A 24,759-nucleotide genomic window follows, 5' to 3' on the forward strand; every position below is an offset into this window, starting at 1 on the left:
TGCTACACAATGGAACGGAGCGAGGCGGGGCGATGATCGCCGACAACGTGAGGAAGGTGCGGAGCCGGATCGAGGCGGCGGCGCGGCGATCCAACCGCCCCGCAGGCGGAATCGAGCTCCTCGCCTCCACGAAGGGGCGGTCGGTAGAGGAGATCGGGGAGGCGCTGGCGGCCGGCGTCCGCCTGATCGGGGAGAACCGGGTGCAGGAGGCCGCCCGCAAGTTCCCGGAGCTCCGCGGCCGCGCGTCGATGCAGATGATCGGGCACCTCCAGCGCAACAAGGTCGCCGAGGCGCTGCGCATCTTCGATCTGATCCACTCCCTTGACCGGCTCCGGCTCGCGGAGGAGATCGAACGGGAGGCGGCGAAGTCGGGGCGCCTGGTGCCGGTGCTCGTCGAGGTCAATGTCTCGGGCGAGGAACACAAGTTCGGGGTGCGCCCCGACGAGCTCCCCGAATTCCTCGCCGCCGTAGGGCGGTTCGAACGCCTTCAGGTGGAGGGGCTGATGACGATGGCGCCGTTCTCCCCGGACCCGGAGAGGGCGCGCCCCGTCTTCAGGCGCCTCCGCGAACTCGCCGGCCGTTTCGCGGACGGGCCGCGCCTCCGGATGCGGCACCTCTCGATGGGGATGACGCAGGACTACGAGGTGGCGGTGGAGGAGGGGGCGACGATCGTGCGCATCGGCACGGCGATATTCGGGTGACGCATCCCTGCGGGGAGAGGCGCCGGTCGCGGGGCAGGCGCGTTCGGCACGGAGGACGATATGGCGGCGCGGATTGACCGGAGGATCGGATTCATAGGCGGCGGCAACATGGCGGAGGCGATCATCCGAGGTCTGCTCGACGCGGGGCTCTCTCTCGCCTCCGAGATCCTCGTCAGCGACACGAGGCGGGAGCGGCTCACGCATCTGTGCGGGAGTTTCGGGGTCGAGGCCGCGGAGTCGAATGCCGCCTGCGCGACGGCGAGCGACATCGTCATCCTCGCCGTCAAACCGCAGCATATGGGCGCCGTGCTCGAGGGGCTCTCGGGCGCCGGGGCCGCCGGGAAGCTCGTCATCTCCATCGCCGCGGGCGTCACGACCGCCGCCATCGAGCGGGCGCTCGGCCGGACGGCCGTGGTGCGGGTGATGCCGAACACCCCCTCCCTGATCGGCGAGGGGATGTCCATCTGGGCGCGGGGGAGCGCGGTCGGGGAGGGCGACGCGGAGTACGTGCGCTGCATCCTGCGGGCGCTCGGCAAGGAGATCGAGGTCGAGGAGAAACTCATCAACGCCGCGACCGCCGTGTCGGGAAGCGGCCCGGCGTACGTCTTCTATCTGCTCGAGGCGATGGAGAAGGCGGGGGAGGAGCTCGGGTTCACCGCGGCGCAGGCGCTCACCGTCGCGACGCAGACCCTCATCGGGGCCGCGCGGCTCGTGGAGAGTTCCGGACAGCGCCCCGAGGAGCTCCGCAGGCGGGTGACCTCCGCCGGGGGGACGACGGCGGCGGCCGTGAAGGTCCTCGATGAGAACGACGTCAAGAAGTCGCTCATCGCGGCGATCAAGGCCGCGGGCGCGCGGGCGGAGGAGTTGAGCGGGATCTAGTCCGCGTTTCCCCCGCACGCCGCCCGGTCCTCGGGCCTGTGTGCCGTGAACGGGGCCGTTTTCCGTCGGCCGAACGGGTGTACATTCAAGGTGCGTGTGCTCGATCTCCGCGAAAAGAACGGCGTCGCGCTTCTCAAAATCCGCCTCCAGCCGGGCGCCTCCACCAACGCCGTGGTCGGCGAATACGCAGGCGCCCTCAAGGTGAAGGTCCACGCCCCTCCGGAGAAGGGGAAAGCGAATCGCGCCGCCGCGGAGTTTCTTGCCGATCTTCTCGGGCTCAAACGCTCCGCCGTCACCCTTGTCCGCGGGGACCTCGCGAGAGACAAGATCTTCGCGATCGAGGGGATGGATCTCCCCCGCCTGCGCGCCCGCCTGGGGTGCGCCGGGAACGGCGCACGGTAGCCGCCGCGGGCGCGGAATCCGCCTTGTGCCCCTACCGCAGCAGGCCTTTGAGTTCCTCCACCACGGCCCGGTACTTCTCGTGGATCAGTGTGCGGTCGAACTCCCAAAACCCGGCCAGCATCGCCTGGTCTTCCTCGTCGGTGAAGTAGGCCCGCGCCGCCGGGAAGAAGATCTTGTCCTCCTTCTCGATATGCTTCGGATAGAATTCGACCAGCGTCTTCAGCCTCGCGGCGATGTCGGCGAGGGCCGACGCATCGCCGGCGCGATACCGGCTGTTGGCGTCCACGAGCGCCTCGGTGGTCTTCCGTCCGAACAGATGTTCCCCGATCAGTTCGTTCATGCGCTGTCGGTCCTCGGCTGACAGCTCCTTCTTGTTCAGCTCGCGGAACAGGATGTCCTCTTCCTTTCCGTGGTGGGTGCGGTCGGCATAGATCCGGATGAAGTCGACCGCGGTATCGACGAACAGCGGATCGAACCAGCCCGCCGACTCGATATCCCGGAGGGCGTTTTCGATAAGACCGAGCATCCGCTCTATCAGCCGATGCTCCACCATGAGCGGTCCGCGCGCCTGCATACGCACTCTTCCTTTCGCGATGTTTCGATCCCCTCGCGCCGCCGTCGGCGACCGGATTCTAGCACGTATGCGGAGGGGATGTCCCGGAAAGGCGGCGACTCGAGGCCGGGGGGGCGGAGGAGGGGAATCCCCCCCCTCCGGAGGCCTTTCGCCTCCGCTATTGCTTCTCCCGCTCGCTCGTGCTATAGTCCCGTTTCGTCTTTCACCTCGGGCGCACGGCGGCGGGAATGCGCCCGGCGTGGAACTCTCCGTATTGGAACGCAGTATGGACACGCACGACTACAAGGGCACGCTGAACCTTCCCAGAACCTCCTTCCCGATGAAGGCGTCCCTGAGCCTGCGGGAGCCGGAGCTGCTCGCATTCTGGGAGCGGGAGCGGGTCTACGAGAAGGCGCTGGCCAACCGGAAGGGCGGCCGGCCTTTCATCCTCCACGACGGCCCCCCCTACGCCAACGGCGACATCCATATGGGGCACGCCCTCAACAAGCTCCTCAAGGACATGGTCGTGAAGTACAAGACGATGCGCGGGTTTTACAGCCCCTTCGTCCCCGGCTGGGACTGCCACGGCCTTCCCGTCGAGCACCAATTGATGAAGGAGCTCAAGGTGCGCAAGCACCAGATCGACCGGGCGCGGTTCAGGGAGAAGGCGCGCGACTACGCGCTCCGGTTCGTCGACGTCCAGCGGGAGCAGTTCAAGCGGCTCGGCATCTTCGGCGACTGGGAGCGGCCGTACCTCACGCTCGACCCCGCCTACCAGGCCGCCATCATCGGCTGCTTCGGCAGGATGTACCTCGACGGATACGTCTACCGCGGGATGAAGCCGATCCACTGGTGCCCGGCCTGCGAGACCGCCCTCGCCGAGGCGGAGGTCGAGTACGACGACCACACCTCGCCGTCGGTCTACGTGGCGTTCGAGGCCGTCTCCGGCATCGAGAAGGCGCTCCCCGGGGCGCGCGGCGCCTCCCTGCTCATCTGGACCACGACGCCCTGGACGCTCCCCGCAAACCGCGCCGTCGCCGTGCGGCCCGAGTTCGAGTACGCCGCGGTCAGGATGAAGGGGCGCCTTCTCGTCGTGGCCCGGGAGCTCGCGGGCAGGGTGGCCGACGAGCTGGGCGAGCCGGCGCCGGAGGTTATGGGCGTCTGCCGCGGCCGCGATCTCGAGGGGGCGGTCGCCGCCCATCCGCTCACGGGGGACGGTTCGCCCGTGGTCCTCTCCAACCACGTGACGCTCGAACAGGGCACCGGCCTCGTCCATATCGCCCCGGGGCACGGCGACGAGGATTACCAGATCGGCCTGAAATACGGCCTCGAGATCTTCGCGCCGGTGGACGGGCGCGGGGCGTTCACCAAGGCGGCGGGGCGGTTCGCCGGGATGCGGGTCGAGGAGGCCAACAGACCGATCGTCGACGAGCTGCGCGGCAGCGGTGCGCTCCTCCTCTCGCGCGAGATCGCGCACTCGTACCCGCACTGCTGGCGATGCAGGCGGCCGGTGATCTTCAGGGCCACCGAGCAGTGGTTCATCGGCGTCGACCGGCGCGACCTGCGCAGGCGCGCACTCGAGGAGGCGGAAAAAACCGCCTGGATCCCCGAGCGGGGGCGCGGCAGGATCGCCAGCATGCTGGAGTCGCGGCCCGACTGGTGCCTCTCGCGCCAGCGCCACTGGGGGGTGCCGATCCCCGTGCTCTACTGCGCCGGCTGCGGCGAGCCGGTTCTGACCGCCCAGACCCTGGCGCGCGTGCGGGAGGCAGTCGCCGCGCGGGGCGCCGACGCGTGGTTTTCCGAGCCGGCCGTCTCGTTCGTCCCGGAGCGGTTCGGCTGCCCCTCCTGCGGGAAGGGGGAGTTTCGCAAGGAGGAGGATATCATCGACGTCTGGTTCGACTCCGGCGTCAGCCACCAGGCGGTTTTGGCCGCGCGGCCCGAGCTCGGGTTCCCTGCCGCGCTCTACCTCGAGGGGAGCGACCAGCACCGCGGATGGTTCCAGACCTCGCTCCTCACGGCGGTCGCCCTCGCGGGCCGCGCCCCGTTCGCGACGGTCCTGACGCACGGCTTCATCACCGACGGCGAGGGGAAGAAGATGTCCAAATCCGCGGGGAACGTGATCGCCCCCCGGAGCGTCATCGAGCGGTACGGGGCGGACATACTCCGCCTCTGGGTCGCCTCCGTGGACTACGGCGTCGATGTCCGGATCTCGCGGGAGATCCTCGACCAGCTCGTCGACGCGTACCGGAGGCTTCGGAACACGTTCCGGTACCTGCTCGGCAACCTGTGCGATTTCTCTCCTGAACGGCACCGCGTCCCCCTCGAACGGATGGAGGAGACGGACCGCTGGATCCTGAGCCGGCTCGAGCGCCTCCGCTCCGGCGTGACCGACGCGTACGAACGGTACGACTTCTGCCGGGCGTACCATCTGCTGCACCAGTTCTGCGCCGTGGATCTGAGCAGCCTCTACCTCGATGTCTTGAAGGACCGGCTCTACACCGCCGGGGGGGACTCGCCGCGGCGCCGCTCCGCGCAGACCGCCCTCTGCGCCGTCCTCGAGACCCTCGTCCCGCTCTCCGCCCCGATCCTCGCCTTCACCGCGGAGGAGGCGTGGCGCGCCGCGCCGTTCCTGACGGCGCGGGCGGCGAGCGTGCACTGGGCGGACTGGCCCGCGGCGCGGGAGGAGCATCTCGACGCGGCGCTCGAGGCGGAGTGGGAACGGCTGCTCGAGGTGCGGCGCGAGGCGGCGAAGGCGCTCGAGGAGGCGCGGCGGGGCGGGATGATCGGCAATGCGCTCGAGGCGCGGGTGGCGATCGTGTGCGGAGACGAGGGGCTGTTCAGGCTCCTGGACGCCAAGCGGCCCCTCCTCGCCGATCTGTTCATCGTCTCCGGCGTGGCGCTTTCGTTCGATCCGTCGGCGGGCGCCGCGGCGAAGGTGACGGTGGCGCGCGCGGAGGGGGGGAAGTGCGGGCGCTGCTGGAGATACGCCACGAACGTCGGGCGCAGCGCGGCGCACCCGTCGCTCTGCGGGCGGTGCGTCGAGGTGCTTCAATCGTACGGCCGCGCCTGACGCGGCGAAAAGGCAGCAGAGGGGAGGCGCGCGATGAGTACGGCGAGGACCGGATCGAAAAAGGCGAACAAGAGGCCGGCGAAGGGGGGGAAGGCGGCGGCGAAAACGCGCCGGCCCGCGGCGCCCCCGCGGCGGGCGAAGTCGCCCGTCACCGCGGCGTTGCGCAAGAAGCTGCGGGACGCGCTGATCGCCCAGAAGGAGCGGATCATGGGGAACTTCATGAACCTCCGCAAGACGCACCTTCGCAGCTCGCAGCGCGAATCGACCGGGGATCTGTCCGGCTACTCGCTGCACATGGCCGACATCGGCACCGACACCTTCGACCGCGAGTTCGCCCTGACCGTCGCCTCGAGCGAGCAGGACGTCCTGTACCGGATCGACCAGGCGCTCAGGCGGATGGAGGAGAAGCAGTACGGCCTCTGCGAGTCGTGCGGCCGCGCCATCAAGCTCGCGCGCTTGAAGGCGATGCCGTGGGCGCGCCTCTGCCTCCCGTGCAAGCAGAAGGAGGAGAAGGGCGTCGAGGAGGAGTCCTGAATGGCGACCGCCCTCGCCGCCGCCCTGGTCCTGGCGGCGGACCAGCTGACCAAACTCTGGGTGCGGAGCGCCTTCCTCGAGGAAGAGGTGGCGGTGGTCGTCCGCGGGTTCCTCAACCTCACCTACGTGCGCAACCGCGGCGGCGCATTCGGGATATTCCCGCACCAGCAGGCGCTCTTCATCGTGCTGTCGTTCGCGACCATCGCCGTCCTCGTCTGGTTCCACCGAAGCATCGGGGCGCACCACCGCCTCTGCAAAATCGCCCTCGGGATGATCCTCGGAGGGGCGGTCGGCAACCTCGCGGACCGGCTCCTGGTGGACCGCGAGCGGTGCGTGATCGACTGGATCGACGTCCACTGGGGCGCGTACCACTGGCCCGCGTTCAACGTCGCCGACAGCGCGATCAGCGTCGGCGTCGTCCTGCTCCTGTACTACCTGATGCTCAACGCCGAAACCAAACCCGCGCGGGGCGCGCCGGCGCCGCCGCCTGGGGGGTGAGGCGGCGGAAAGGGAGTGCGCATGCGTCCGGTCCTGTTCAGCGTCGGCCCCCTGACCGTCTACTGGTACGGGGTCTTCGTCGCCCTGGCGTTCCTCGCCGCTCTCGCCACCGCCGCGGGGCGGCTGAAACGGTACGGCTGGCGGCCGGAGATCGCCTACGACATCGGCATCTACGCCCTGCTGGCCGCGATCGCTGGATCGCGCCTCCTCTACATCCTCGAGGACCCGCGGGAGTTCCTCTCCTCCCCGCTGGAGATCTTCAAGGTCTGGAAGGGGGGGCTCTCGTTCCTCGGCGGCCTCGCCGGCGCCGTCCTGGCCGGCGCCGTCTACCTCCGCCTCCACCGGCTTCCGGTGCTCGCGGGGTTCGATCTCCTCGTCCCCTCCGTGGCGCTCGGGCACGCGGTGGGGCGCATCGGCTGCTTCCTGAACGGCTGCTGTTTCGGCGCGGCGTCCGGCGTGCCGTGGGCGGTCGTCTTCCCGGACGGGAGCGCGGCGCACGCGTACCAGCTCCGCGAGGCGGGGCTCCTGCCGCCGGGGAGCGCGTGGAGCATCCCGGTCCACCCCGTCCAGATCTACGAGTCGCTCGCGGAGATCGGGATCTTCGTCGCGCTCTCGTGCTGCCTCCCGCGCAGCCGGTTCCGCGGCGAGATCTTCCTCCTGTACCTGTTTCTCTACGGGATCGCCCGGTTCGTCCTCGAGGAGTTTCGCGCCGACACCCCCGCGATCCTCGCCGTGGGCCGGTCGGCCCTGAGCCTGCCGCAGCTGACGGGACTCGGGATGGCGCTGGTCTCCGCGGCGCTGATCCTCGCCGCGGGGCGGCGGCGCCAGGGGGCGTGAGCGGGGACGATGGACACCGCGACGCGGTTCGAGACAGACGCCGGGGGCGGCGGGGCGCGCCTCGACAGGTTCCTGGCGGAACGGATGGAGGGGGTGTCCCGCGCCGCGGTGCAGCGGCTGATCGCGGACCGGCGCGTCCTCGTGAACGGGAAGGCCGTCAAGGCGCACCAGCGCCTTCGACCGGGCGATCGGGTCGAGGTCTGCGTGCCGCCGCCCCGGCCGACGGGCATCCAAGCGGAGCCGGTCCCGCTCTCCGTCCTGTACGAGGACGACGATCTCCTCGTGGTGGACAAGCCGGCGGGGATGATCGTCCACCCGGCGGGGCGCATCGTCTCGGGGACGCTCGTCAACGCGCTCCTCGCCCGGTGCCCGGACCTGTCCGGGATCGGCGGCGCCCTGAAGCCGGGGATCGTGCACCGGCTTGACAAGGGCACGAGCGGCTGCATCGTCGTCGCCAAGGGCGACGAGGCGCACCGGCTGATCGCCGCCCAGTTCGCGCGCCGCGAGGTGTACAAGGAGTATCTCGCCGTCGTGCGCGGGGCCCCCCCTGCGAAACGGGGGATCGTCGAGGGATTGATCGCGCGGCACCCGGTGGAGCGGAAACGGATGGCGGTACGGAAGGACCGCGGCCGCCTCTCGGTCACCCGCTACGAGGTGCGGGAGCGGTTCGACGGATTCTCGCTCGTCTCGCTGCTGCCGGGCACGGGGAGGACGCACCAGATCCGGGTTCACATGGCGCACCTCGGCTGCCCGCTGCTCGGCGACACGCTCTACGGCGGACGGGGGGCGAAGCGGAGGGAGGGGCCGGAGGCGGAGCGGCCGATGCTCCACGCGCGGCGCCTCGGCTTCAGGCACCCGCGCACCGGGGCGGAGGTGCGGGTCGAGGCGCCCGTCCCCGAGGATTTGTTGCGGGTCCTCGCGGCGCTGCGGGCGAAAACCGAATCCACCACGAGAGAGTAGAAACGTGAGACGGGCAGCCGTTCCTCTGTATCCGCTCAGGTTCGAGCCGATCTGCAAGGAGAAGGTCTGGGGCGGGCGGCGCATCGAGGGCGTCTACGGGCGCCCCCTGGCGCCGGGCGCCCGCGTCGGGGAGTCGTGGGAGATCGCCGACCATGGGGGGGACGTGAGCCGCGTGGCGGAGGGGCCGCTGGCGGGCCGTTCCCTGCGGGAGCTCGTCGCGGAGGATCCCGAACGGATCCTCGGCGAAGCGCTCGCCGCCCGCCGCTTCGACCGGTTCCCGCTGCTCTTCAAGCTCCTCGACGCCTCGGCGCACCTCTCCGTCCAGGTCCACCCGCCGGACGGCTACGCGGCGGGGCACGAGCGCGGCGAGTGGGGGAAGACGGAACTCTGGTACGTCGCGGCCGCGGAGCGGGGGGCGGCGCTGCTCTGCGGGCTCCGGCCGGGGCTGGGGCGGGAAGAGTTGACGCGGGCGCTCGCGGAGGGCCGCGTCGACGGGTGCCTCAGGCGGATCGCGGTGAAGCCGGGAGACGCGCTCTTCGTGCCGGCGGGGATGGTGCACGCCGTCTGCGCGGGCGTCCTCCTGTTCGAGATCGAGGAGAACTCGGACGTCACCTACCGGCTCTTCGACTGGGGGCGCGCGGGGCGGCCGTTGCACCTGGCCAAGGCGCTCGAGGTCGTCGACTTCGACCTCCGCCTCGATCCGCTGGTCTGCGCCCGGTGGGAGGAGGGGGACGGTTTCCGCGCCGCGCCCCTCGCCCGCTGCCGCCACTTCGCCGCGACCGTCTGCGAGGTGCGGGGGCGGATCTCCTCCTCCTGCGCGGGGGAGCGGTTCCGGGTGCTCGCCGTCGCCTCGGGGCGCGGGCTCCTGCGCCACGGGGGCCCATGCGGCGAAGTCGTCCTCCGCGGCGGCGACCATCTCCTGCTCCCGGCGGCGCTGGGCGACTACACGGTGGAGGCGGAAGGGGCGGGGATGGTCCTGCTCCAGACGGAGGTTCCATAGCGCATGAAGAGCATGACCGGCTACGGCGAGGGGACGGCGAGAGGTCCGTTCGGACGCTGCAGCGTCCAGATCCAGAGCGTCAACGGGAGGTACTTCAAGCTCACGGCGAACATCCCGCGGGAGATCGCCCCGTTCGAGCCGAGGATACGCAGCTATCTGCAGGAGCGGACCGGCCGGGGCCAGGTCACCGCCTACGTGATCTTCACCCCCCCCGAGGGGAGCACGGAACGCGTGGTGATCGACCGGCGCGCCTGCCGGGAGCTGGCCGCGCAGCTCAGGAACGTGGGCGCGTGGCTCCGTCTCGAGGGGGGGCTCGATCTCTCCACGCTCGTCGCCACGGGAGCGGTCGTCCGCACCGAGATGGCGAATCTCGCGCGGCGCCCGGTCTGGGGGCTCGTCCGCCGCGCCCTCGCCGTCGCCTGCGACGACCTCGCGCGGAGCCAGGAGCGCGAGGGGAGCCGGCTGGCGGGCGATTTCGTCAGGCGCTGGAGACGGGTGGACTCGTTGATCGCCCGGATCGACGCCCTCCGCGCGCAGAGCACGCGGCGCTACGAGGAGAAGATCCGCAGGAAGGTGCGCACGGTGCTCGAGGGCGCCTCGTACGACGAGGCGCGGCTGCTCGCCGAGGTGAGCCTTTACGCCGACAAGGTGGACATCACGGAGGAGATCGTGCGCCTGCGGAGCCACATGAAGAGCTTCCGCGCGCTCCTCGCCGCGAACGGGGAGGTCGGCAAGAAGCTGGACTTCACGATGCAGGAGATCCAGCGCGAGGTGAACACCTCGGCGAACAAGGCCAACGACGCGCGCATCTCGACCTTCGCCATCAAGATCAAGGCGGAGCTGGAGAAGATCCGGGAACAGCTCCAGAACATCCAGTAGCGCCGCCGGGCGTTTCCGGTTGCCAGTTTCCCGGGAGTAAGGTTTAATGATGCGAGGATCCATGCGCACCGGCATACTGTTCGTCATCACCGCCCCGTCGGGGGCCGGCAAGACCACGCTGCTCGACCTTCTCCTGAAGGAGGTCCCGCTCCTCGACTACTCGGTCTCCGTCACCACCCGCGGCCCGCGGCGCGGCGAGGTGGACGGCAAGGCGTACCATTTCACGACCCGGGTCAGATTCGAGGAGCTGCTCGCCGCCGGCGAGTTCCTCGAACACGCCCTCGTCTACGACAACTACTACGGCACGCGGAGGAGCGTGATAGACAAGACGCTGGCGGCGGGGCGGGACGTCATCCTCGACATAGACGTCCGCGGCGCGCTCCAGGTGATGGAGAAGGACTGCCCGGCGGTCTTCATCTACATCCTCCCCCCCTCGATGCGGGAGCTCGAACGCCGGCTGCGGGGGAGGGCGACCGACGCGGAGGAGGTCATCCAGAAACGCCTTTCGCTCGCCCGCGAGGAGATGGGCTACGCGGGGCGGTACGACTACGTCGTCGTGAACGACCAACTCGACACGGCGTGCGGGGAGCTGAAGGCGGTCATCGCCGCGGAGCGCCTGCGCGCGGCCCGCAACGCGAAGCTGATCGAAAGGATACGCACGGGATGAAGAAGCCCAACGCCGCCCGCCCGCCGTTGTCGGGCAGGAAGGTCCTCGTCGGGGTATGCGGGGGGATCGCCGCGTACAAGGCGTGCGAGCTCGTGCGCCGGCTGACGAAGGCCGGCGCCGAGGTGCGGGTCGTGATGACCCGGGCCGCGCGCGAGTTCGTCGCGCCGCTCACCTTCAGGACGCTCTCGCGCGCCCCCGTGGTGTCGGAGCTCTTCGACTCGCCCCCCGAGTTCGACCCGGTCCATATCAGTCTCGCCGAATGGGCCGACGTCGTGCTGATCGCCCCGGCGACCGCCAACGTCATAGGGAAGATCGCCTGCGGCATCGCCGACGACCTCCTCTCCTGCACCGTCATGGCCGCACGCCCGCCGGTCGTCGTCGCCCCGGCGATGAACGAGGCGATGTGGCGCAGCGCCGCCGTCCGCCGGAACGTGGCGCTCCTGAAACGCCGCGGCTTCCTGATCGTCGGCCCGGAGGAGGGGCGCCTCGCCTGCGGCAGCGAGGGGCCGGGGAGGCTCGCGGAGGTCGACGAGCTGTACAAGGCGGTCGAGAGGCTGGTGTGAGGTGACCGTCCGTTTCCTCGTCACCGCGGGCCCCACCCGCGAGTACCTCGACCCGGTTCGCTTCATCTCCAACCCATCCAGCGGGAGGATGGGCTACGCGGTCGCGGAGGCGGCGCTCCGGGCGGGGGGGCGCGTCACCCTGGTGAGCGGCCCGGTCGCGCTCGTCCCCCCCGCGGGGGTTCGTCTCATCGAGGTCGAGACGGCGGAGGAGATGCGCCGGGCGGTGCGGGACGAGGCGGCCGGCGCCGACGTGGTCGTGATGGCGGCCGCGGTGGCGGACTACCGCCCCGCCCGGCGTTCCCGCCGCAAGTTGAAGAAGGGGCCGTCCTCCCTCTCCGTGCGGATGGTGAGGACGCCCGACATCCTCGCCGAGCTGGGGCGGAGGCGGGGAAAGGCGCTGCTGGTCGGGTTCGCGGCGGAGACGGGGGACCCGGCCCGGGAGGCGGCGCGGAAGCTCGCGCAGAAGGGCCTCGACCTCGTCATCGGGAACGACGTTTCGCGGCGCGGTTCGGGATTCGGCAGCGGTTTCAACGAGGCCGTGTTCGTCGGCCGAAACGGGGAGTGCGAACGGCTTCCGCGGATGCGGAAGGAGCGGCTGGCGCGGCTGATCGTGCGCCGCTGTCTCGCCCTGCGGGGCTCTGGTGCCGGAGGCCGGACTCGAACCGGCACGCCCGCCTGAAGCGGACTCGGGATTTTAAGTCCCGTATGTCTGCCAATTCCATCACTCCGGCGCCCGCAGCCGGGGGCATTATCGCATCACCGGGTCGGTTTTCCAAGCGACAAGGGGAGAGACACATGGAACGGGTTGACGTCACCATCGTGGGCGCGGGCGTCGTCGGGCTCGCGATCGCCGCGGAGCTCGCCGAAGAGGGGCTCGACTCCGCGGTCGTCGAGCGCCACGACTCCTTCGGGAGGGAGTGCAGCAGCCGCAACAGCGAGGTCGTCCACGCCGGCATCTACTACCCGCGGGGTTCGCGCAAGGCCTCCCTCTGCGTGGAGGGGCGCCGGGAGCTCTACCGGCTCCTCGAGGAGCGCGGGATCCCGTTCCGGAAAACGGGCAAGCTCATCGTCGCGTGGGACCGGTCGCAGGTGCCGACACTCGAAAAGCTCAAGGCGCAGGGCGACCAGAACGGGGTCGAGGGGCTCCGCCTTCTCGGCCGGGCGGAGACGGCGGCGCTCGAGCCCGACATCCGCGCCGAGGCGGGGCTCCTGTCGCCGGAGACGGGGATATTCGACACGCACCGTTTCATGGCCTTTCTCGAGAAGAAGGCGTCGCGGCGGGCGACGATCGCCTACCGGTGCGAGGCCGTCGGCATCGCGAAGGAGCCGGGCGGCTACACGGTGCGCGTCCGGGACGCCGACGGCGAGGAGTACCGGTTCGAGAGCCGCCTGGTCGTCAACGCCGCGGGCCTCGGCGCCGCGCGCGTCGCCGAGATGGCGGGCATCGACACCGCCGCCGCCGGCTACACGATCAGCCCGTGCAAGGGGGAGTATTTCAGTCTCGGGCGCGGGAAGGGGAGGGGGCTCCGGCACCTGATCTACCCGCCCCCCACAGATATCAGTCTCGGGGTGCACACCGTGCTCGACCTGCAGGGCGGGGTGAAGCTGGGCCCGAACGCGTTCTACGTCAACGACGATTCAGACTACGCGGTGGACGAGGGGCACCGCAGGGAGTTCTTCCTCGGGGCGCGGGAATACCTGCCGTTCATCGAGGAGGAAGACCTCTCGCCCGACATGGCCGGGATACGGCCGAAGCTCTACCGGACCGGCGAACCGCAGCGGGACTTCGTGATCCGGGAGGAGGCGGACAAGGGGCTCGAGGGATTCATCAACCTGCTGGGGCTGGAGTCGCCCGCCCTCACCGCGTCGCTGGCCATAGGGCGGCTGGTGGGGCGGATGGTGAAGGCGGCCGGGTGAGGCGAACGCCCCCGGTCACTTGACGAACGAAGGGGAGACCACGTCGTCCGGCGCCTCTCGGAGCATCGACCCGGCGGTCTCCGGCACCACCAGTTCGTCCCCGAAGGGGGCCGACGGCCCTGTTCTGAACGCGGGTATCCTCGGCGCCGCGGCCTGCGGGACGCAGCCGGCGGAGACGGCGGCCGCGACGGTCGCGAGGAAAAGCCGCGGCCTTGAGATGCGGAACTGCTTCATTGGCGAACGCCCCCCGGTGTCTGCGAGAGAAGATGGAGGCGGCGGTCGGAGTTGAACCGACGAATAGAGGTTTTGCAGACCTCCGCCTTAGCCACTTGGCTACGCCGCCGCTATTCTCGACACGTAGGGTAGCACAGCTGCCCGCCGCGCCGCAACAGTATCCGCACCGCCGGGCCGCATTTGCCGCATTTGGCGGTTGACGCCCGGCACGCGGGATGGTAGAGTCCGTCTCCGCACTCAATGGGAGGAATCGCGGGTGAAGACCTATATGGCCCGGACGGGCGAGATTTCCAGGAAATGGCACCTGATCGACGCCGACGGGCAGGTGCTCGGACGGATGGCCACGAGGATCGCCGATCTCCTGCGCGGCAAGGGGAAGGCGGAGTTCACCCCCCACGTGGACACGGGGGATTTCGTGGTCGTGATCAATGCGGCGAAGGTGAAGCTCACGGGCAAGAAGGATCTCCAGAAGACCTACACCCGCTACTCGGGCTACCCAGGCGGGCTCAAGACGATACCGGTGGCGCGGGTCCGCGAGCGGCACCCGGAGCGGCTTGTCGAACACGCGGTGGCCGGGATGATGCCCAAGAACAAGCTCGGGCGCGCCCTGCTTTCGAAACTCAAGGTCTACGCGGGGTCCGAGCATCCGCACGCGGCGCAGAAGCCCGCCGCGGCGGCGCGGTGACCGAGCGTTCCACGGAGGGGAAGATGACGGTGCAGCACGCGGCGGTGAGAACCACCGGGAGACGGAAGACGGCGGTTGCGACGGTGCGGCTCGCGCCGGGCACCGGGCTGATGACGGTGAACGGCGTCCCGATCGAGCGCTACTTCCGGACCGAGGAGATGCGGGTGATCGTGGCGCAGCCGCTCACGGTCACGAAAACGAAGGAGAAGTACGACGTCACCGCCGTCGTCAAGGGCGGCGGGCTGATGGGGCAGGTGGGGGCGCTTCGGCACGGGCTCGCGCGCGCGATCTCCCGCCACGACGAGACGATGCGCCAGAGCCTCAAGCAGGCGGGACTCCTCACGCGCGATCCCCGCGCGAAGGAGAGGAAGAAGTACGGACGCCCGGGGGCGCGGAAGAGATTCCAGTTCTCCAAGCGCTGAGCGGATGCGGGGCGAACACGCACGGGGCAGGGCCGGACGCCGGCGCCTGCCCCGTTTGTCACTGTTTTCATTGACACCGGGTGCGGCGATACTATAATGCCGCCCAGCGAGGTGAATCGATGCTGCGCGTGGCGATCGTGGGGGCGACCGGATACGCCGGGTGCGAACTGCTCGAGATCCTGCTCAGGCACCCCCGGGTGAAGGTGGCGTCGCTCACCGCCAAGCTGGACCGCGAGATCCGCATCAGCGACGAATATCCGCGCTTCACCGGGCGAATCGACCTCCCCTGCGCCCCGCTGGACGTCGAGGAGGTCTGCCGGAAGGCGGACCTGGTTTTCCTCTCGCTGCCCCACGGCGTGTCGATGAGATTCGCCCGCCCGTTCCGCCTCGCCGGGAAGAAGGTCATCGACCTGAGCGCCGACTTCCGGTTTCGCGACGTCGGCGTCTTCAAACGCTGGTACGGGATCGAGCACGAGGCGGTCGAACTGCTCGCCGAGGCGGTCTACGGCCTGCCTGAACTCCACGCCGACGAGGTGCGGGCGGCGGCTCTGGTCGCGAACCCCGGCTGCTACCCCACCGGCTCCATCCTCGCCCTCGCGCCGCTCCTCGCGGCGGGGCTCGTCGACCCCGCCGGGATCGTCATCGACGCCAAGTCCGGCGTCACCGGCGCCGGGCGGAAGGCCTCCCTGGCGATGCTGTTCGGCGAGGTCAACGAGAGCTTCCGCGCCTACAAGGTGGGGGTGCACCAGCACACCCCGGAGATCGAGGTCGAGCTCGGCAGGGCCGCGGGCGCGCCGCTGCAGCTCCTCTTCACGCCGCACCTTGTGCCGATGAACCGCGGCATCCTCACCACCGCCTATCTCACCCCGCGCGGGAAGATCTCCGACGCCGCGGTGCGCGACGCCTACCGAAACGTCTACGAGAAGGCGCCGTTCGTCCGGCTGATGGGGGCCGGGAAGCTCGCCGACACGAAGAACGTCGCGGGGCTCAATTTCTGCGACATCTCGTTCGTCGTGGACGAGCGCACGAACACGATCGTCGTCGTCTCGGCCATCGACAACCTCCTCAAGGGCGCCGCCGGGCAGGCGGTGCAGAACATGAACCTCGTCTGCGGTTTCCCCGAGACCGAGGGGCTTCGTTGAACGTCCCCGGCCGGGCGCGCCGCGTTCCCGCGGGAGGATTGCGCGTATGACACACCCCACCGGGTGCGTGACCGCCGCCGCGGGATTCCGCGCGGCGGGCGTCTGCTGCGGCATCAGGGAGGGGAAGAAGGACCTCGCCCTCCTCGTCTCCGATCTCCCGGCCGCGGCCGCCGGGACGTTCACCACGAACCGCTTCTGCGCCGCCCCGGTGCGGCTGAGCCGCACGCGGATCGCCGCGGGGAGGGCGCGGGCGATCGTGGCCAACAGCGGCTGCGCGAACGCGGCGACCGGCGACGCCGGCCTCCGCGACGCCGAAACGGTGGCGGCGGCGGCGGCGCGGGCGGCGGGCCTCGACCCGGCGGAGGTGCTCACGGCCTCGACCGGGCGGATCGGGAGGCGTCTCCCCGTCGAGCGGATCACGGCGGCCATGCCGGGGCTCGTCGCCGCGCTCAGCCGCGAGGGGGGGCGGGACGCGGCGGAGGCGATCCTCACCACCGATACGCGCCCCAAGGAGGCGGTCGCCCGGTTCCTTCTCGGGGGTGGGGAGGCGACCGTCGGCGGCATGGCGAAGGGCGCCGGGATGATCCACCCGGAGATGGCGACGATGCTGGCGTTCATCACCACCGACGCGGCGGTCGAACCGGCCTTCCTCTCAGCGCTGCTCCGGGGGAGCGTGGAGAAGAGCTTCAACCGGATCAGCGTGGACGGGGACCGGAGCACCAACGACTCCGTCTTCATCCTGGCCAACGGCGCCGCGGGGAACAGCCCGCTCCTGCGGGAGGATTCCGACGGGGCGCGCGGATTCGCGGAGGCGCTCGACCGGGTCACCGGCGCGCTCGCGGAGATGATCGTGCGCGACGGAGAGGGGGCGTCGAGGTTCGTCGAGATCCTCATCCGCGGGGCGCGGGACGCGGCCGAGGCGAAGCGCCTCGGTTTCGCCGTCGCCAACTCGCCCCTCGTGAAGACCGCGATCTTCGGGCGGGACCCGAACTGGGGAAGGATCCTCTCCTCCCTCGGGGCGGCGGGCGTCGACTTCGCCCAGGATGCACTCGAGCTGTTCCTGCAGGGGCGGCGCGTCTTCGGCAACGGCGCGCCCGCGGGGGCGGACGAGGCGGAGCTGGGGAAGCTGCTCGAGGGGCCCAACGTCAGGATCGAGGCGGTCCTCTCGCGCGGCGCGGCGCAGGAGCGGATACTCACCTGCGACCTGACGCCGGACTACGTGGAGTTGAACAAGACCTGAGACGGGGACGGCGCGCAGCTCGTTCGTCTGACGGCGCACGCAGCCCCCGCCGGCGCACGGCACGGAAGATCGGAGATTGCACGGATGGGCGACCTCAAGAAGCTGATCGGCAAGGCGGCGGTCCTGATCGAAGCGCTCCCCTACATCCAGCGCTTCAGACGCAAGGTCGTTGTCGTGAAGTACGGCGGGAGCACGATGGGCTCCGGCGACCCGGACGCCATCCTCCGCGACATCGTCTTCATGGGATGCGTGGGGATCCGCCCGGTCGTGGTGCACGGCGGCGGCAACGCGATCAGCGCGCGCCTGAAGGAGCGCGGGATCGCGCCCCGGTTCGTGTCGGGCCTCCGGGTGACCGACGCGAAGACGATGAAGGTCGTCGAGGAGGTGCTGTCGGAGGTGAACCGGGGGATCGTGGCCCGCATCGGGGAGCTCGGCGGCTGCGCCCGCACCGTCGGCGGCCGGGACGGGGTGCTTCGGGCGAAACGGCATTTCCCCGAGGTCGAGAAGAGCGGGCGGGGAGAGCGGGCGGATATCGGCTACGTGGGCGATGTCGCGGAGGTCGCGGTGGGACCGCTCCGCGAGCTTCTGAAGAAGGACGTCATCCCGGTGATCGCTCCGATCGGGACGGACGCGGAGGGGAACCTCTACAACATCAACGCCGACACCGCCGCGGGCGAGGTGGCCGCCGCCCTCAAGGCGGAGAAGCTCATTCTACTGACCGACGTGCGCGGCATCCTCAGGAACCCCGGGGACGACAGATCGCTCATCGAGACGCTCCGGATCGGCGACATCGAGACGCTCAAGGCGGCCGGTGCGCTCACGGGCGGCATGCTGCCGAAGGTGCGGGCGGGGGTGACCTCGGTGCGGGCGGGGGTGCCGAAGACGCACATCGTGGACGGGCGGCTGCCGCACTCGATACTGCTCGAGGTGTTCACCGACGCGGGGATCGGCACCGAGATCGTGAAGGGGTAGGCGTCGCCGCGGGGGGCAGGGGGCGCGGGGAAACGATTGCGCGGGCGGACGGACGTGCGCGCCTGACCGTATCCGACGGCCCGGAGGCGCCCGACGGAGAGGGCGCGGCGCGAACTCAGTGAAGGGGAGAACGATGAAGAGGACGCGGAACAAGGCGGCGGGAACGATCGATCTGTACGGGCGCTACGTGGTCCCCTCGTACGGGAGGAGTCCGCTGGTCGTCGTCAGGGGGAAGGGCTCGTGGGTCTGGGACGATCGCGGGCGCAGATACCTGGACTTCTTCCCCGGCTACGCGGTGAGCGGCCTCGGGCACTGCCACCCGAGGGTCGTGGCCGCCGTCAGGAAACAGGCCGGAACGCTCCTGCACCTCCCGAACATCTACTACATCCCCCTCCAGGCCCGCCTCGCCGAGCTGATCGTCGAGCACGCCTTCCCGGGGAAGTGCTTCTTCTGCAACAGCGGCGCGGAGGCGAACGAGGCGGCGATGAAGCTCGCCCGGCGGGCGGGGAGCGCGACGGGCCGCTACGGGATTGTCGCGATGCGCGAGTCGTTTCACGGGCGCACCATCGCCACGGTCACGGCGACCGGGCAGGAGAAGTACCAGCGCGGCTTCGGCCCGCTCCTCCCGGGGATCACGCACGTCCCGTTCGGCGACATCGGCGCCTTGTCGCGCGCGGTGAGCGACACGACCTGCGCGGTGATGCTCGAGCCGATCCAGGGCGAGGGGGGGATCAACGTCGCCCCCGCGGACTATTTCGCCGCGGTCCGCGATCTGTGCGACAGGCGGGGGCTCCTCCTCATCATGGACGAGGTGCAGACCGGGATGGGGAGGACCGGCAGATACTTCGCGTACCAGCACTACGGCATCGTGCCCGACGTGATGACGCTCGCCAAGACCCTCGGCGGCGGCGTGGCGATCGGGGCGATGCTCGCCGCGTCGAAGTACGCGGACCTGCTGCAGCCCGGGACGCACGCCTCCACCTTCGGCGGGAACCCGCTCGCCTGCGCGGCCGGGGTCGCGGTCTTCGAAACGATCGAGAAGGAGAAGCTTTTGAAGCGCGCCCAGCAGATGGGGAACTATCTCCGCGCGCGGCTCCTCCGCCTCGCGAAGCGCTGCCCGTTCGTCCGGGAGGTCCGGGGCGTGGGGCTGATGCTCGGGATGCAGCTGTCGATCGACGGGAAGGCGGTCGTGGCGGAGTGCCTGAAGCGGGGGATGCTCACCAACGCCACCGGCGACAATGTCGTCCGTTTCATGCCCGCGATGACCGTCACGAAGGCGGAGGTCGACCGGGCGATGGCGATCGTGGAGGAGGCGTTCGCCGCCGTCGTCCGCTAGGGGCCGGCGCCGCCGATTCAGACGGAAAGGGAACCCAGATGGAAAAGGTGGTGTTGGCGTACTCGGGGGGGCTCGACACCTCGATCATCTTGAAGTGGCTCCGCGAGGAGCGGGGGATGGACGTCATCGCCTACGTGGCCGACCTCGGCCAGGGCAAGGAGCTCGACGGCATCCGGCGGAAGGCGCTCCGCACCGGCGCGAGCAAGGTCTACGTCGAGGATCTCCGCGAGGAGTTCGTACGCGACTACGTCTTCGCCGCGCTCAAGGCGAACGCGATCTACGAGGGGACCTACCTGCTCGGCACCTCCATCGCCCGCCCGCTCATCGCGAAGCGGCAGGTGGAGATCGCGCGCAGGGAGAAGGCCGCCGCCGTGGCGCACGGCGCGACCGGGAAGGGGAACGACCAGGTGCGGTTCGAACTCGCCTTCGCCGCCCTCGGGCCCGACCTGAAGGTCATCGCCCCGTGGAGGGAGTGGAACCTCGGCGCGCGCGCGGACCTGTTCGAGTACGCCACGCGGCACGGCATCCCGATCCCCGTGACGAAGGAGAAGCCGTACTCGAGCGACCGGAACCTCCTGCACATCAGCTTCGAGGGGGGCATCCTCGAGGACCCGGACCGCGAGCCCGACGAGGATATGTTCGTCCTCAGCGTCTCCCCGGAGAGGGCCCCGGACAAGCCGACCTATGTCGAGATCGGTTTCGCCCGGGGGGTGCCGGTCGCCGTGGACGGGAAGCGGCTCTCCCCCGCGAAGCTCCTCGCCCGCCTGAACGAGCTCGGCGGGAGGAACGGCGTGGGGCGGATCGACATCGTCGAGAACCGGTACGTCGGGATGAAGTGCCGCGGCGTCTACGAGACGCCCGGCGGCACGATCCTCCATATCGCGCACCGGGCGATGGAGTCGCTCACGATGGACCGCGAGGTGATGCACTTCCGCGACTCGTTCATCCCGTGCTACGCCTCGCTCGTCTACAACGGGTTCTGGTTCTCGCCGGAGATGCGGCTGCTGACGGCGGCCGTGGAGGAGAGCCAAAAAAACGTCACCGGGACGGTGCGCGTCAAGCTCTACAAGGGCAACTGCATCGTCGTCGGGCGCTCCTCCCCCTGCTCGCTCTACAGCCCCGCGCACGCCACCTTCGAGGCGAGCGGCGCCGTGTACAACCAGGCCGACGCGACGGGATTCATCAGGCTGAACGGACTGCGCCTGAGGATCGAGGCGATGCTGCAGGGGAGGGGGCGGGTTTCGAAACGCGGATGAACGGCGAACGGCGGATGCGTCCGTGTCAACCCGGCGGCGTCCACTGCGCCGCTTGGCACGCGTCGTTGGGCCGTCTTGTCAATCCACCGGGGGATGACGGCATGAGCGGGAAGATCTGGTCCGGCAGGTTCGATACAAGGATGGCGCCCGAGGTGGAGGCGTTCACCGCCTCCGTCGGCTTCGACCGGATTCTCTACAGGCACGACATCCGCGGCAGTCTCGCCCACGTCGCGATGCTCGCGAGGCAGGGGCTCGTCACGGCGGCGGAGGCCAAAAAGATCTCGGCGGGGTTGAAGCGGGTGGAGGCGGAGATCGCCCGGGGGGCGTACCGTCCCGGCCCCGAGCACGAGGATATCCATATGGCGGTCGAGACGCGGCTGAAGGAGCTGATCGGCCCCGCCGCGGACCGGCTCCACACCGCCCGGAGCCGCAACGACCAGGTCGCCCTCGACACCCGCCTCTTCCTCATCGACGCCGTCGGCGACGCGATCGAGGGGATCCGGGGGCTCCAGAAGGCCGTCGTCGCGTCGGCGTGGAAACACCGGCATCTCGTGATGCCCGGCTTCACGCACCTCCAGCACGGCCAGCCGGTGCTCGTCGCGCACCACCTCCTCGCGCATGTCGAGATGCTCGAGCGCGACGCGGCCCGGATGGCGGACTGCCTGAAGCGGGCGAAGGCGTGCCCGCTCGGCGCGGGGGCGCTCGCGGGGACGTCGTTGCCGATCGACCGGCGGGAGACGGCCCGCCTGCTCGGCCTCCCCCGGCTCTGCGAGAACAGCATCGACGCCGTGAGCGACCGCGACTTCATCCTCGAGTTCCTCTCCGCCGGGGCCATACTGGGCGTGCACCTTTCCCGGATGGCCGAGGAGATCGTCCTCTGGGCGAGCAAGGAGTTCTCGTTCGTCGCGCTGGACCTCTCCTACTGCAGCGGCTCCTCCCTGATGCCCCAGAAGGCCAACCCCGATGTTGCCGAGCTGGTGCGCGGGAAGGCGGGCCGGCTCATCGGCGCGCTCGTCTCCGTCCTGACCATGATGAAGGGGCTCCCGCTCGCCTACAACCGGGACATGCAGGAGGACAAGGAGCCGCTCTTCGACGCCGCCTTGACGATCGACGGCTGCCTCGGGATCATGGCGGGGCTCTGGGAGAGGATCTCGTTCCGCCCGGAGGCGCTCCGCCGGTCGCTCGAGGGCGACTTCAGCCAGGCCACCGACCTCGTCGAGCAGCTCGTCGTGAACGGCGTCCCGTTCCGCGAGGCGCACCGCCTCGTCGGCCGGCTCGTCGCCGACTGCCTGCGCCGGAGGAAACGCCTCGATGAGCTCACCCTCGCGGAGCTGAAGGCGTGCGCGCCGCAGTTCGGGGAAGGCGCGCTCGCCCTCCTCTCGCACGACGAGACGGTCCGGCGGAAGAGATCGCTCGGGTCCACCTCGTCCGCGGGCGTGGCGAAAGCGCTCGCGGCCTGGAGGAGAAAACTCGCCCATGCATGAGTTCTCCTACCGCGGCGGGCGGCTCTGCGCCGAGTCGGTCCCGCTGGAGGATCTGGCCCGCAGATTCGGCACCCCGCTCTACGTCTACAGCCACGCCACCCTGACGGGGCATTTCGAGCGGCTCGACCGCGCCTTCGCCGGGGTGCCGCACCTGATCTGCTACTCGGTGAAGTCGTGCGCGAACCTCGCCGTGCTGAAGACCCTCGCGAACGCCGGGGCCGGCTTCGACATCGTCTCCGGCGGGGAGCTGCGCCGCGCCCTCGCGACGGGGGTCGGCCCGGAGAAGATCGTCTTCGCCGGCGTGGGGAAGACGGAGGAGGAGATCGCCGCGGCGCTGCGGAGGCGGATCCTCTTCCTGACCGTGGAGTCGCTCGCGGAGCTCGAAACGATCGAACGGGTCGCCGCGCGGCTCCGCCTCGTCGCCCGGATTGCGTTCCGTGTCACCCCCGACGTGGACCCGCACACGCACCGGTACATCACCACCGGGAAGGCGGAGAACAAGTTCGGCCTCGACCTCGCGCGCGCCCGCGAGGCCTACCGGAAGGCGATGCGGTTGCGGCACGTGCGGCCGACGGCGCTGCAGATGCACATCGGTTCGCAGATCGTCGAGACCGGCCCGTACGTGGAGGCGCTGCGGAAGGTGCTCCCGCTGGCGCGGGTCCTGTTGCGGGACGGGGTGCCGCTCGAGCGGCTCGACATCGGCGGCGGGCTCGGCATCATCTACCGCGACGAAACCCCCGCGACCGCCGACCGGTTCGCCGCGGCGGTGCTCCCGGAACTCGAGGGGCTCGGTCTGAAACTCGTCCTCGAGCCCGGGCGCTTCATCGCCGGAAACTCGGGGGTGCTGCTGACGCGCGTGCTCTACCGCAAGAAGGGCGGCGCCCGCGACTTCGTCATCGTGGACGCGGCGATGAACGACCTGATCCGGCCCAGCCTCTACGGGGCCTACCACGAGATCCTTCCCCTCCGGAAGGGGAAGGGGAGAACGATCACCGCCGACGTGGTGGGACCGGTCTGCGAGTCGGGCGACTTCCTCGCCAAGGACCGGAGGATGCGGGAGCCGCGCCCCGGCGATCTTCTCGCGGTGATGGGGGCGGGGGCGTACGGCTTCGCGATGTCCTCCAACTACAACTCTCGGCGGCGCGCCGCGGAGGTGTTGGCGCGCGGCGCGCGCGCCTGGCTCGTGCGAAAGCGGGAACGCTACGAGGACCTCGTCAGGGGCGAGCGCATCCCGGCGTTCCTCGAGAAGTAGCGTCGCCGCGGATTTAGACGGATTGCCGCGGGCCGAGATATGGCGATCGTTGAAGGCGCGAGGATATGGCCTGATATATTCATCCGCCGATCAGAAGCCGGATGGCGCGTGTCTGGTTCTCCCCGTCGTTCCGGCGAACGCCGGAATCCAGGCGTGTACGCTTTAACGCGGGCTCCCCGTTTTCGCGGGGATGAGATCCGATCGGGTTGATGAATGGATCGGGGTAGGGGATTCCCCGCTTCATCCGGCATATACTTCGTGTTCATCCGTGTCGGTCCGCGGCTAAGAGCAAGGGTGGTGTTTTGGTCATGAAGATTCCGTTCGTGAAGATGCACGGGCTCGGGAACGATTTCGTCCTCCTCGACTGCGTCCGGCAGACGCTGCCGATCCACCAGGGACTCGTCCGCTCACTCTGCGACCGGCGGCACGGCATCGGGGCCGACCAGCTCCTGGTCCTTGAACCGTCGAAGAAGGCCGACTTCCGGATGCGGGTCTTCAACGCCGACGGCGGCGAGGTGGAGATGTGCGGCAACGGGATTCGCTGTCTTGCGAAGTACCTTGTGACGCAGACACTCCTCCCCGAGGGGGAGCAGGCGATCGAGACGAAGGCCGGGATCATGCGTCCCCGGGTGGAGGGGGGGCGGATCACCGTGGACATGGGCGTCCCCGAGCTCGAGGGGCCGAAGATCCCCGTGCGGCTGCAGGGGAGGATCGTCGACCGCGAGGTGACGCTCGCCAACGAGCAGAGGCGCATCACCTGCGTCTCGATGGGGAACCCGCACTGCGTCATCTTCACCGAAAATCTCGCCGCGTGCCCGGTGCGGCAGCTCGGCCCCAAGATCGAGGCCGACGCGCTTTTCCCCCGGCGCGTCAACGTGGAGTTCGTGCAGGCGGAGTCGCCCGCCAGGATCTCGATGCGGGTCTGGGAGCGCGGCGCGGGGGAGACGGCGGCGTGCGGGACCGGGGCGTGCGCCGCGGCGGTGGCGAGCGTCCTCACCGGCCGCACCGGCCGGGATCTCGTCGTCGCCCTGCCCGGCGGGGAGCTCTCGATCCGGTGGGACGAGGACGGCCACGTCCTCATGACCGGCCCCGCCGAAGAGGTCTTCCGCGGCGAGATCGACGTCGAGCGGACGCGCTAGCGCCCGCAATCGCCGCCGCCCACGGCGGCTTCACGTCCCGCGGATTTCGCGCCCGCCGAATCCGCACCTGCGCCGCGCCGGCGACGCATCGGTCTTCCGGCGCGCCCTCCCCTCGCGGCGTTTTCGACCGGGATGGC

24 protein-coding genes, 2 tRNA genes and 1 pseudogene are annotated in these 24,759 nt (G+C 70.0%); 23 read left to right on the forward strand and 4 right to left on the reverse strand.

The genetic code is table 11. From position 1 onward, the window contains the following. Window positions 1–32 precede the first annotated feature (32 nt). The 3 genes from GXY35_10820 to GXY35_10830 all read left to right on the forward strand — a co-directional run bounded on the left by GXY35_10820 (window position 33) and on the right by GXY35_10830 (window position 1,982). Entirely contained in the window at window positions 33–701 is a 669-nt protein-coding gene (locus tag GXY35_10820) for a YggS family pyridoxal phosphate-dependent enzyme (GenBank protein ID NLW95070.1), read from the forward strand. Between the two features lie 60 nt (window positions 702–761). Continuing rightward, window positions 762–1,580: a pyrroline-5-carboxylate reductase gene (locus GXY35_10825; GenBank protein NLW95071.1), complete on the forward strand. Its 819-nt coding sequence runs from the start codon at window positions 762–764 to the stop codon at window positions 1,578–1,580. Between the two features lie 138 nt (window positions 1,581–1,718). Next, window positions 1,719–1,982 (forward strand): DUF167 domain-containing protein, encoded by a 264-nt coding sequence (locus tag GXY35_10830; GenBank protein ID NLW95072.1) that lies wholly within the window; start codon window positions 1,719–1,721, stop codon window positions 1,980–1,982. A gap of 31 nt (window positions 1,983–2,013) precedes the next feature. Here GXY35_10830 and GXY35_10835 read toward each other — a convergent pair whose 3' ends face one another. Next, window positions 2,014–2,556, reverse strand: coding sequence for a cation-binding protein (locus GXY35_10835; protein ID NLW95073.1), 543 nt, complete (start codon window positions 2,554–2,556; stop codon window positions 2,014–2,016). A 265-nt stretch (window positions 2,557–2,821) separates the two neighbouring features. On the opposite strand from GXY35_10835, the gene ileS reads away from it, so the two are divergent. From ileS to coaBC, 9 genes and pseudogenes are all read left to right on the forward strand, one after another. Then, entirely contained in the window at window positions 2,822–5,605 is a 2,784-nt protein-coding gene (gene ileS, locus GXY35_10840; protein ID NLW95074.1) for an isoleucine--tRNA ligase, read from the forward strand. Window positions 5,606–5,638: 33 nt separating this feature from the next. Further along, complete coding sequence (locus GXY35_10845; protein ID NLW95075.1) at window positions 5,639–6,139, forward strand: hypothetical protein; 501 nt, start codon at window positions 5,639–5,641, stop codon at window positions 6,137–6,139. Continuing rightward, complete coding sequence (gene lspA / locus GXY35_10850) at window positions 6,140–6,637, forward strand: signal peptidase II (GenBank protein NLW95076.1); 498 nt, start codon at window positions 6,140–6,142, stop codon at window positions 6,635–6,637. Between the two features lie 21 nt (window positions 6,638–6,658). After that, window positions 6,659–7,474, forward strand: a complete 816-nt coding sequence (lgt, locus tag GXY35_10855; GenBank protein NLW95077.1) for a prolipoprotein diacylglyceryl transferase — start codon at window positions 6,659–6,661, stop codon at window positions 7,472–7,474. Between the two features lie 9 nt (window positions 7,475–7,483). Next, complete coding sequence (locus GXY35_10860) at window positions 7,484–8,434, forward strand: RluA family pseudouridine synthase (GenBank protein ID NLW95078.1); 951 nt, start codon at window positions 7,484–7,486, stop codon at window positions 8,432–8,434. Between the two features lie 4 nt (window positions 8,435–8,438). Further along, complete coding sequence (locus GXY35_10865) at window positions 8,439–9,434, forward strand: mannose-6-phosphate isomerase (protein ID NLW95079.1); 996 nt, start codon at window positions 8,439–8,441, stop codon at window positions 9,432–9,434. Between the two features lie 3 nt (window positions 9,435–9,437). Next, entirely contained in the window at window positions 9,438–10,313 is an 876-nt protein-coding gene (locus GXY35_10870; protein ID NLW95080.1) for a YicC family protein, read from the forward strand. Window positions 10,314–10,374: 61 nt separating this feature from the next. Next, on the forward strand, window positions 10,375–10,980 hold the full coding sequence (gmk, locus tag GXY35_10875; protein ID NLW95081.1) for a guanylate kinase: 606 nt from the start codon (window positions 10,375–10,377) through the stop codon (window positions 10,978–10,980). Next, window positions 10,977–12,222 (forward strand): annotated as a pseudogene (gene coaBC / locus GXY35_10880) (bifunctional phosphopantothenoylcysteine decarboxylase/phosphopantothenate--cysteine ligase CoaBC). The gene gmk and the pseudogene coaBC overlap by 4 nt, the downstream one beginning before the upstream one ends. Here coaBC and GXY35_10885 read toward each other — a convergent pair. Beyond that, window positions 12,183–12,274: transfer RNA gene (locus GXY35_10885), tRNA-Leu, on the reverse strand. The pseudogene coaBC and the gene GXY35_10885 overlap by 40 nt on opposite strands. A gap of 64 nt (window positions 12,275–12,338) precedes the next feature. Between GXY35_10885 and GXY35_10890 the strand changes: the two genes are divergently transcribed. Further along, complete coding sequence (locus tag GXY35_10890; protein ID NLW95082.1) at window positions 12,339–13,460, forward strand: NAD(P)/FAD-dependent oxidoreductase; 1,122 nt, start codon at window positions 12,339–12,341, stop codon at window positions 13,458–13,460. Window positions 13,461–13,475: 15 nt separating this feature from the next. Here GXY35_10890 and GXY35_10895 read toward each other — a convergent pair whose 3' ends face one another. Both GXY35_10895 and GXY35_10900 read right to left on the reverse strand, forming a co-directional pair. Beyond that, complete coding sequence (locus GXY35_10895; GenBank protein ID NLW95083.1) at window positions 13,476–13,694, reverse strand: hypothetical protein; 219 nt, start codon at window positions 13,692–13,694, stop codon at window positions 13,476–13,478. A gap of 33 nt (window positions 13,695–13,727) precedes the next feature. Further along, window positions 13,728–13,803, reverse strand: a tRNA-Cys gene (locus GXY35_10900). A gap of 159 nt (window positions 13,804–13,962) precedes the next feature. Between GXY35_10900 and rplM the strand changes: the two genes are divergently transcribed. The 10 genes from rplM to GXY35_10950 all read left to right on the forward strand — a co-directional run bounded on the left by rplM (window position 13,963) and on the right by GXY35_10950 (window position 24,622). Further along, complete coding sequence (gene rplM, locus GXY35_10905) at window positions 13,963–14,379, forward strand: 50S ribosomal protein L13 (protein NLW95084.1); 417 nt, start codon at window positions 13,963–13,965, stop codon at window positions 14,377–14,379. Window positions 14,380–14,402: 23 nt separating this feature from the next. Further along, window positions 14,403–14,801, forward strand: coding sequence for a 30S ribosomal protein S9 (gene rpsI, locus GXY35_10910; protein NLW95085.1), 399 nt, complete (start codon window positions 14,403–14,405; stop codon window positions 14,799–14,801). Between the two features lie 119 nt (window positions 14,802–14,920). After that, window positions 14,921–15,943, forward strand: coding sequence for an N-acetyl-gamma-glutamyl-phosphate reductase (locus tag GXY35_10915; GenBank protein ID NLW95086.1), 1,023 nt, complete (start codon window positions 14,921–14,923; stop codon window positions 15,941–15,943). Between the two features lie 46 nt (window positions 15,944–15,989). Beyond that, entirely contained in the window at window positions 15,990–17,183 is a 1,194-nt protein-coding gene (gene argJ, locus GXY35_10920) for a bifunctional glutamate N-acetyltransferase/amino-acid acetyltransferase ArgJ (GenBank protein ID NLW95087.1), read from the forward strand. Between the two features lie 84 nt (window positions 17,184–17,267). Beyond that, window positions 17,268–18,155: an acetylglutamate kinase gene (argB, locus tag GXY35_10925; GenBank protein ID NLW95088.1), complete on the forward strand. Its 888-nt coding sequence runs from the start codon at window positions 17,268–17,270 to the stop codon at window positions 18,153–18,155. Window positions 18,156–18,288: 133 nt separating this feature from the next. Continuing rightward, window positions 18,289–19,491, forward strand: coding sequence for an acetylornithine transaminase (locus tag GXY35_10930; GenBank protein NLW95089.1), 1,203 nt, complete (start codon window positions 18,289–18,291; stop codon window positions 19,489–19,491). A gap of 38 nt (window positions 19,492–19,529) precedes the next feature. Continuing rightward, a complete protein-coding gene (locus tag GXY35_10935; protein ID NLW95090.1) occupies window positions 19,530–20,747 on the forward strand; it encodes an argininosuccinate synthase in 1,218 nt (405 codons plus the stop codon). Window positions 20,748–20,848: 101 nt separating this feature from the next. Next, window positions 20,849–22,231: an argininosuccinate lyase gene (gene argH / locus GXY35_10940; GenBank protein ID NLW95091.1), complete on the forward strand. Its 1,383-nt coding sequence runs from the start codon at window positions 20,849–20,851 to the stop codon at window positions 22,229–22,231. After that, window positions 22,224–23,483, forward strand: coding sequence for a diaminopimelate decarboxylase (gene lysA, locus GXY35_10945; GenBank protein NLW95092.1), 1,260 nt, complete (start codon window positions 22,224–22,226; stop codon window positions 23,481–23,483). Before argH ends, lysA begins: the two co-directional genes overlap by 8 nt. 308 nt (window positions 23,484–23,791) lie before the next feature. Beyond that, a complete protein-coding gene (locus GXY35_10950; protein NLW95093.1) occupies window positions 23,792–24,622 on the forward strand; it encodes a diaminopimelate epimerase in 831 nt (276 codons plus the stop codon). Window positions 24,623–24,759 lie beyond the last annotated feature (137 nt).

The organism is Chlamydiota bacterium (assembly GCA_012729785.1).
GTDB lineage: Bacteria > Auribacterota > Tritonobacteria > UBA1439 > UBA1439 > UBA1439.

Excerpts from the sequence above, each read along its gene's own strand:
- GXY35_10820 (NLW95070.1), top strand. The coding sequence starts at position 33 with ATGATCGCCGACAACGTGAGGAAGGTGCGGAGCCGGATCGAGGCGGCG.
- GXY35_10825 (NLW95071.1), top strand. The coding sequence starts at position 762 with ATGGCGGCGCGGATTGACCGGAGGATCGGATTCATAGGCGGCGGCAAC.
- GXY35_10835 (NLW95073.1), bottom strand. The coding sequence starts at position 2,556 with ATGCAGGCGCGCGGACCGCTCATGGTGGAGCATCGGCTGATAGAGCGG.
- ileS (NLW95074.1), top strand. The coding sequence starts at position 2,822 with ATGGACACGCACGACTACAAGGGCACGCTGAACCTTCCCAGAACCTCC.
- GXY35_10845 (NLW95075.1), top strand. The coding sequence starts at position 5,639 with ATGAGTACGGCGAGGACCGGATCGAAAAAGGCGAACAAGAGGCCGGCG.
- lspA (NLW95076.1), top strand. The coding sequence starts at position 6,140 with ATGGCGACCGCCCTCGCCGCCGCCCTGGTCCTGGCGGCGGACCAGCTG.
- lgt (NLW95077.1), top strand. The coding sequence starts at position 6,659 with ATGCGTCCGGTCCTGTTCAGCGTCGGCCCCCTGACCGTCTACTGGTAC.
- GXY35_10860 (NLW95078.1), top strand. The coding sequence starts at position 7,484 with ATGGACACCGCGACGCGGTTCGAGACAGACGCCGGGGGCGGCGGGGCG.
- GXY35_10870 (NLW95080.1), top strand. The coding sequence starts at position 9,438 with ATGAAGAGCATGACCGGCTACGGCGAGGGGACGGCGAGAGGTCCGTTC.
- gmk (NLW95081.1), top strand. The coding sequence starts at position 10,375 with ATGCGCACCGGCATACTGTTCGTCATCACCGCCCCGTCGGGGGCCGGC.
- GXY35_10890 (NLW95082.1), top strand. The coding sequence starts at position 12,339 with ATGGAACGGGTTGACGTCACCATCGTGGGCGCGGGCGTCGTCGGGCTC.
- GXY35_10895 (NLW95083.1), bottom strand. The coding sequence starts at position 13,694 with ATGAAGCAGTTCCGCATCTCAAGGCCGCGGCTTTTCCTCGCGACCGTC.
- rplM (NLW95084.1), top strand. The coding sequence starts at position 13,963 with ATGGCCCGGACGGGCGAGATTTCCAGGAAATGGCACCTGATCGACGCC.
- rpsI (NLW95085.1), top strand. The coding sequence starts at position 14,403 with ATGACGGTGCAGCACGCGGCGGTGAGAACCACCGGGAGACGGAAGACG.
- GXY35_10915 (NLW95086.1), top strand. The coding sequence starts at position 14,921 with ATGCTGCGCGTGGCGATCGTGGGGGCGACCGGATACGCCGGGTGCGAA.
- argJ (NLW95087.1), top strand. The coding sequence starts at position 15,990 with ATGACACACCCCACCGGGTGCGTGACCGCCGCCGCGGGATTCCGCGCG.
- argB (NLW95088.1), top strand. The coding sequence starts at position 17,268 with ATGGGCGACCTCAAGAAGCTGATCGGCAAGGCGGCGGTCCTGATCGAA.
- GXY35_10930 (NLW95089.1), top strand. The coding sequence starts at position 18,289 with ATGAAGAGGACGCGGAACAAGGCGGCGGGAACGATCGATCTGTACGGG.
- GXY35_10935 (NLW95090.1), top strand. The coding sequence starts at position 19,530 with ATGGAAAAGGTGGTGTTGGCGTACTCGGGGGGGCTCGACACCTCGATC.
- argH (NLW95091.1), top strand. The coding sequence starts at position 20,849 with ATGAGCGGGAAGATCTGGTCCGGCAGGTTCGATACAAGGATGGCGCCC.
- lysA (NLW95092.1), top strand. The coding sequence starts at position 22,224 with ATGCATGAGTTCTCCTACCGCGGCGGGCGGCTCTGCGCCGAGTCGGTC.
- GXY35_10950 (NLW95093.1), top strand. The coding sequence starts at position 23,792 with ATGAAGATTCCGTTCGTGAAGATGCACGGGCTCGGGAACGATTTCGTC.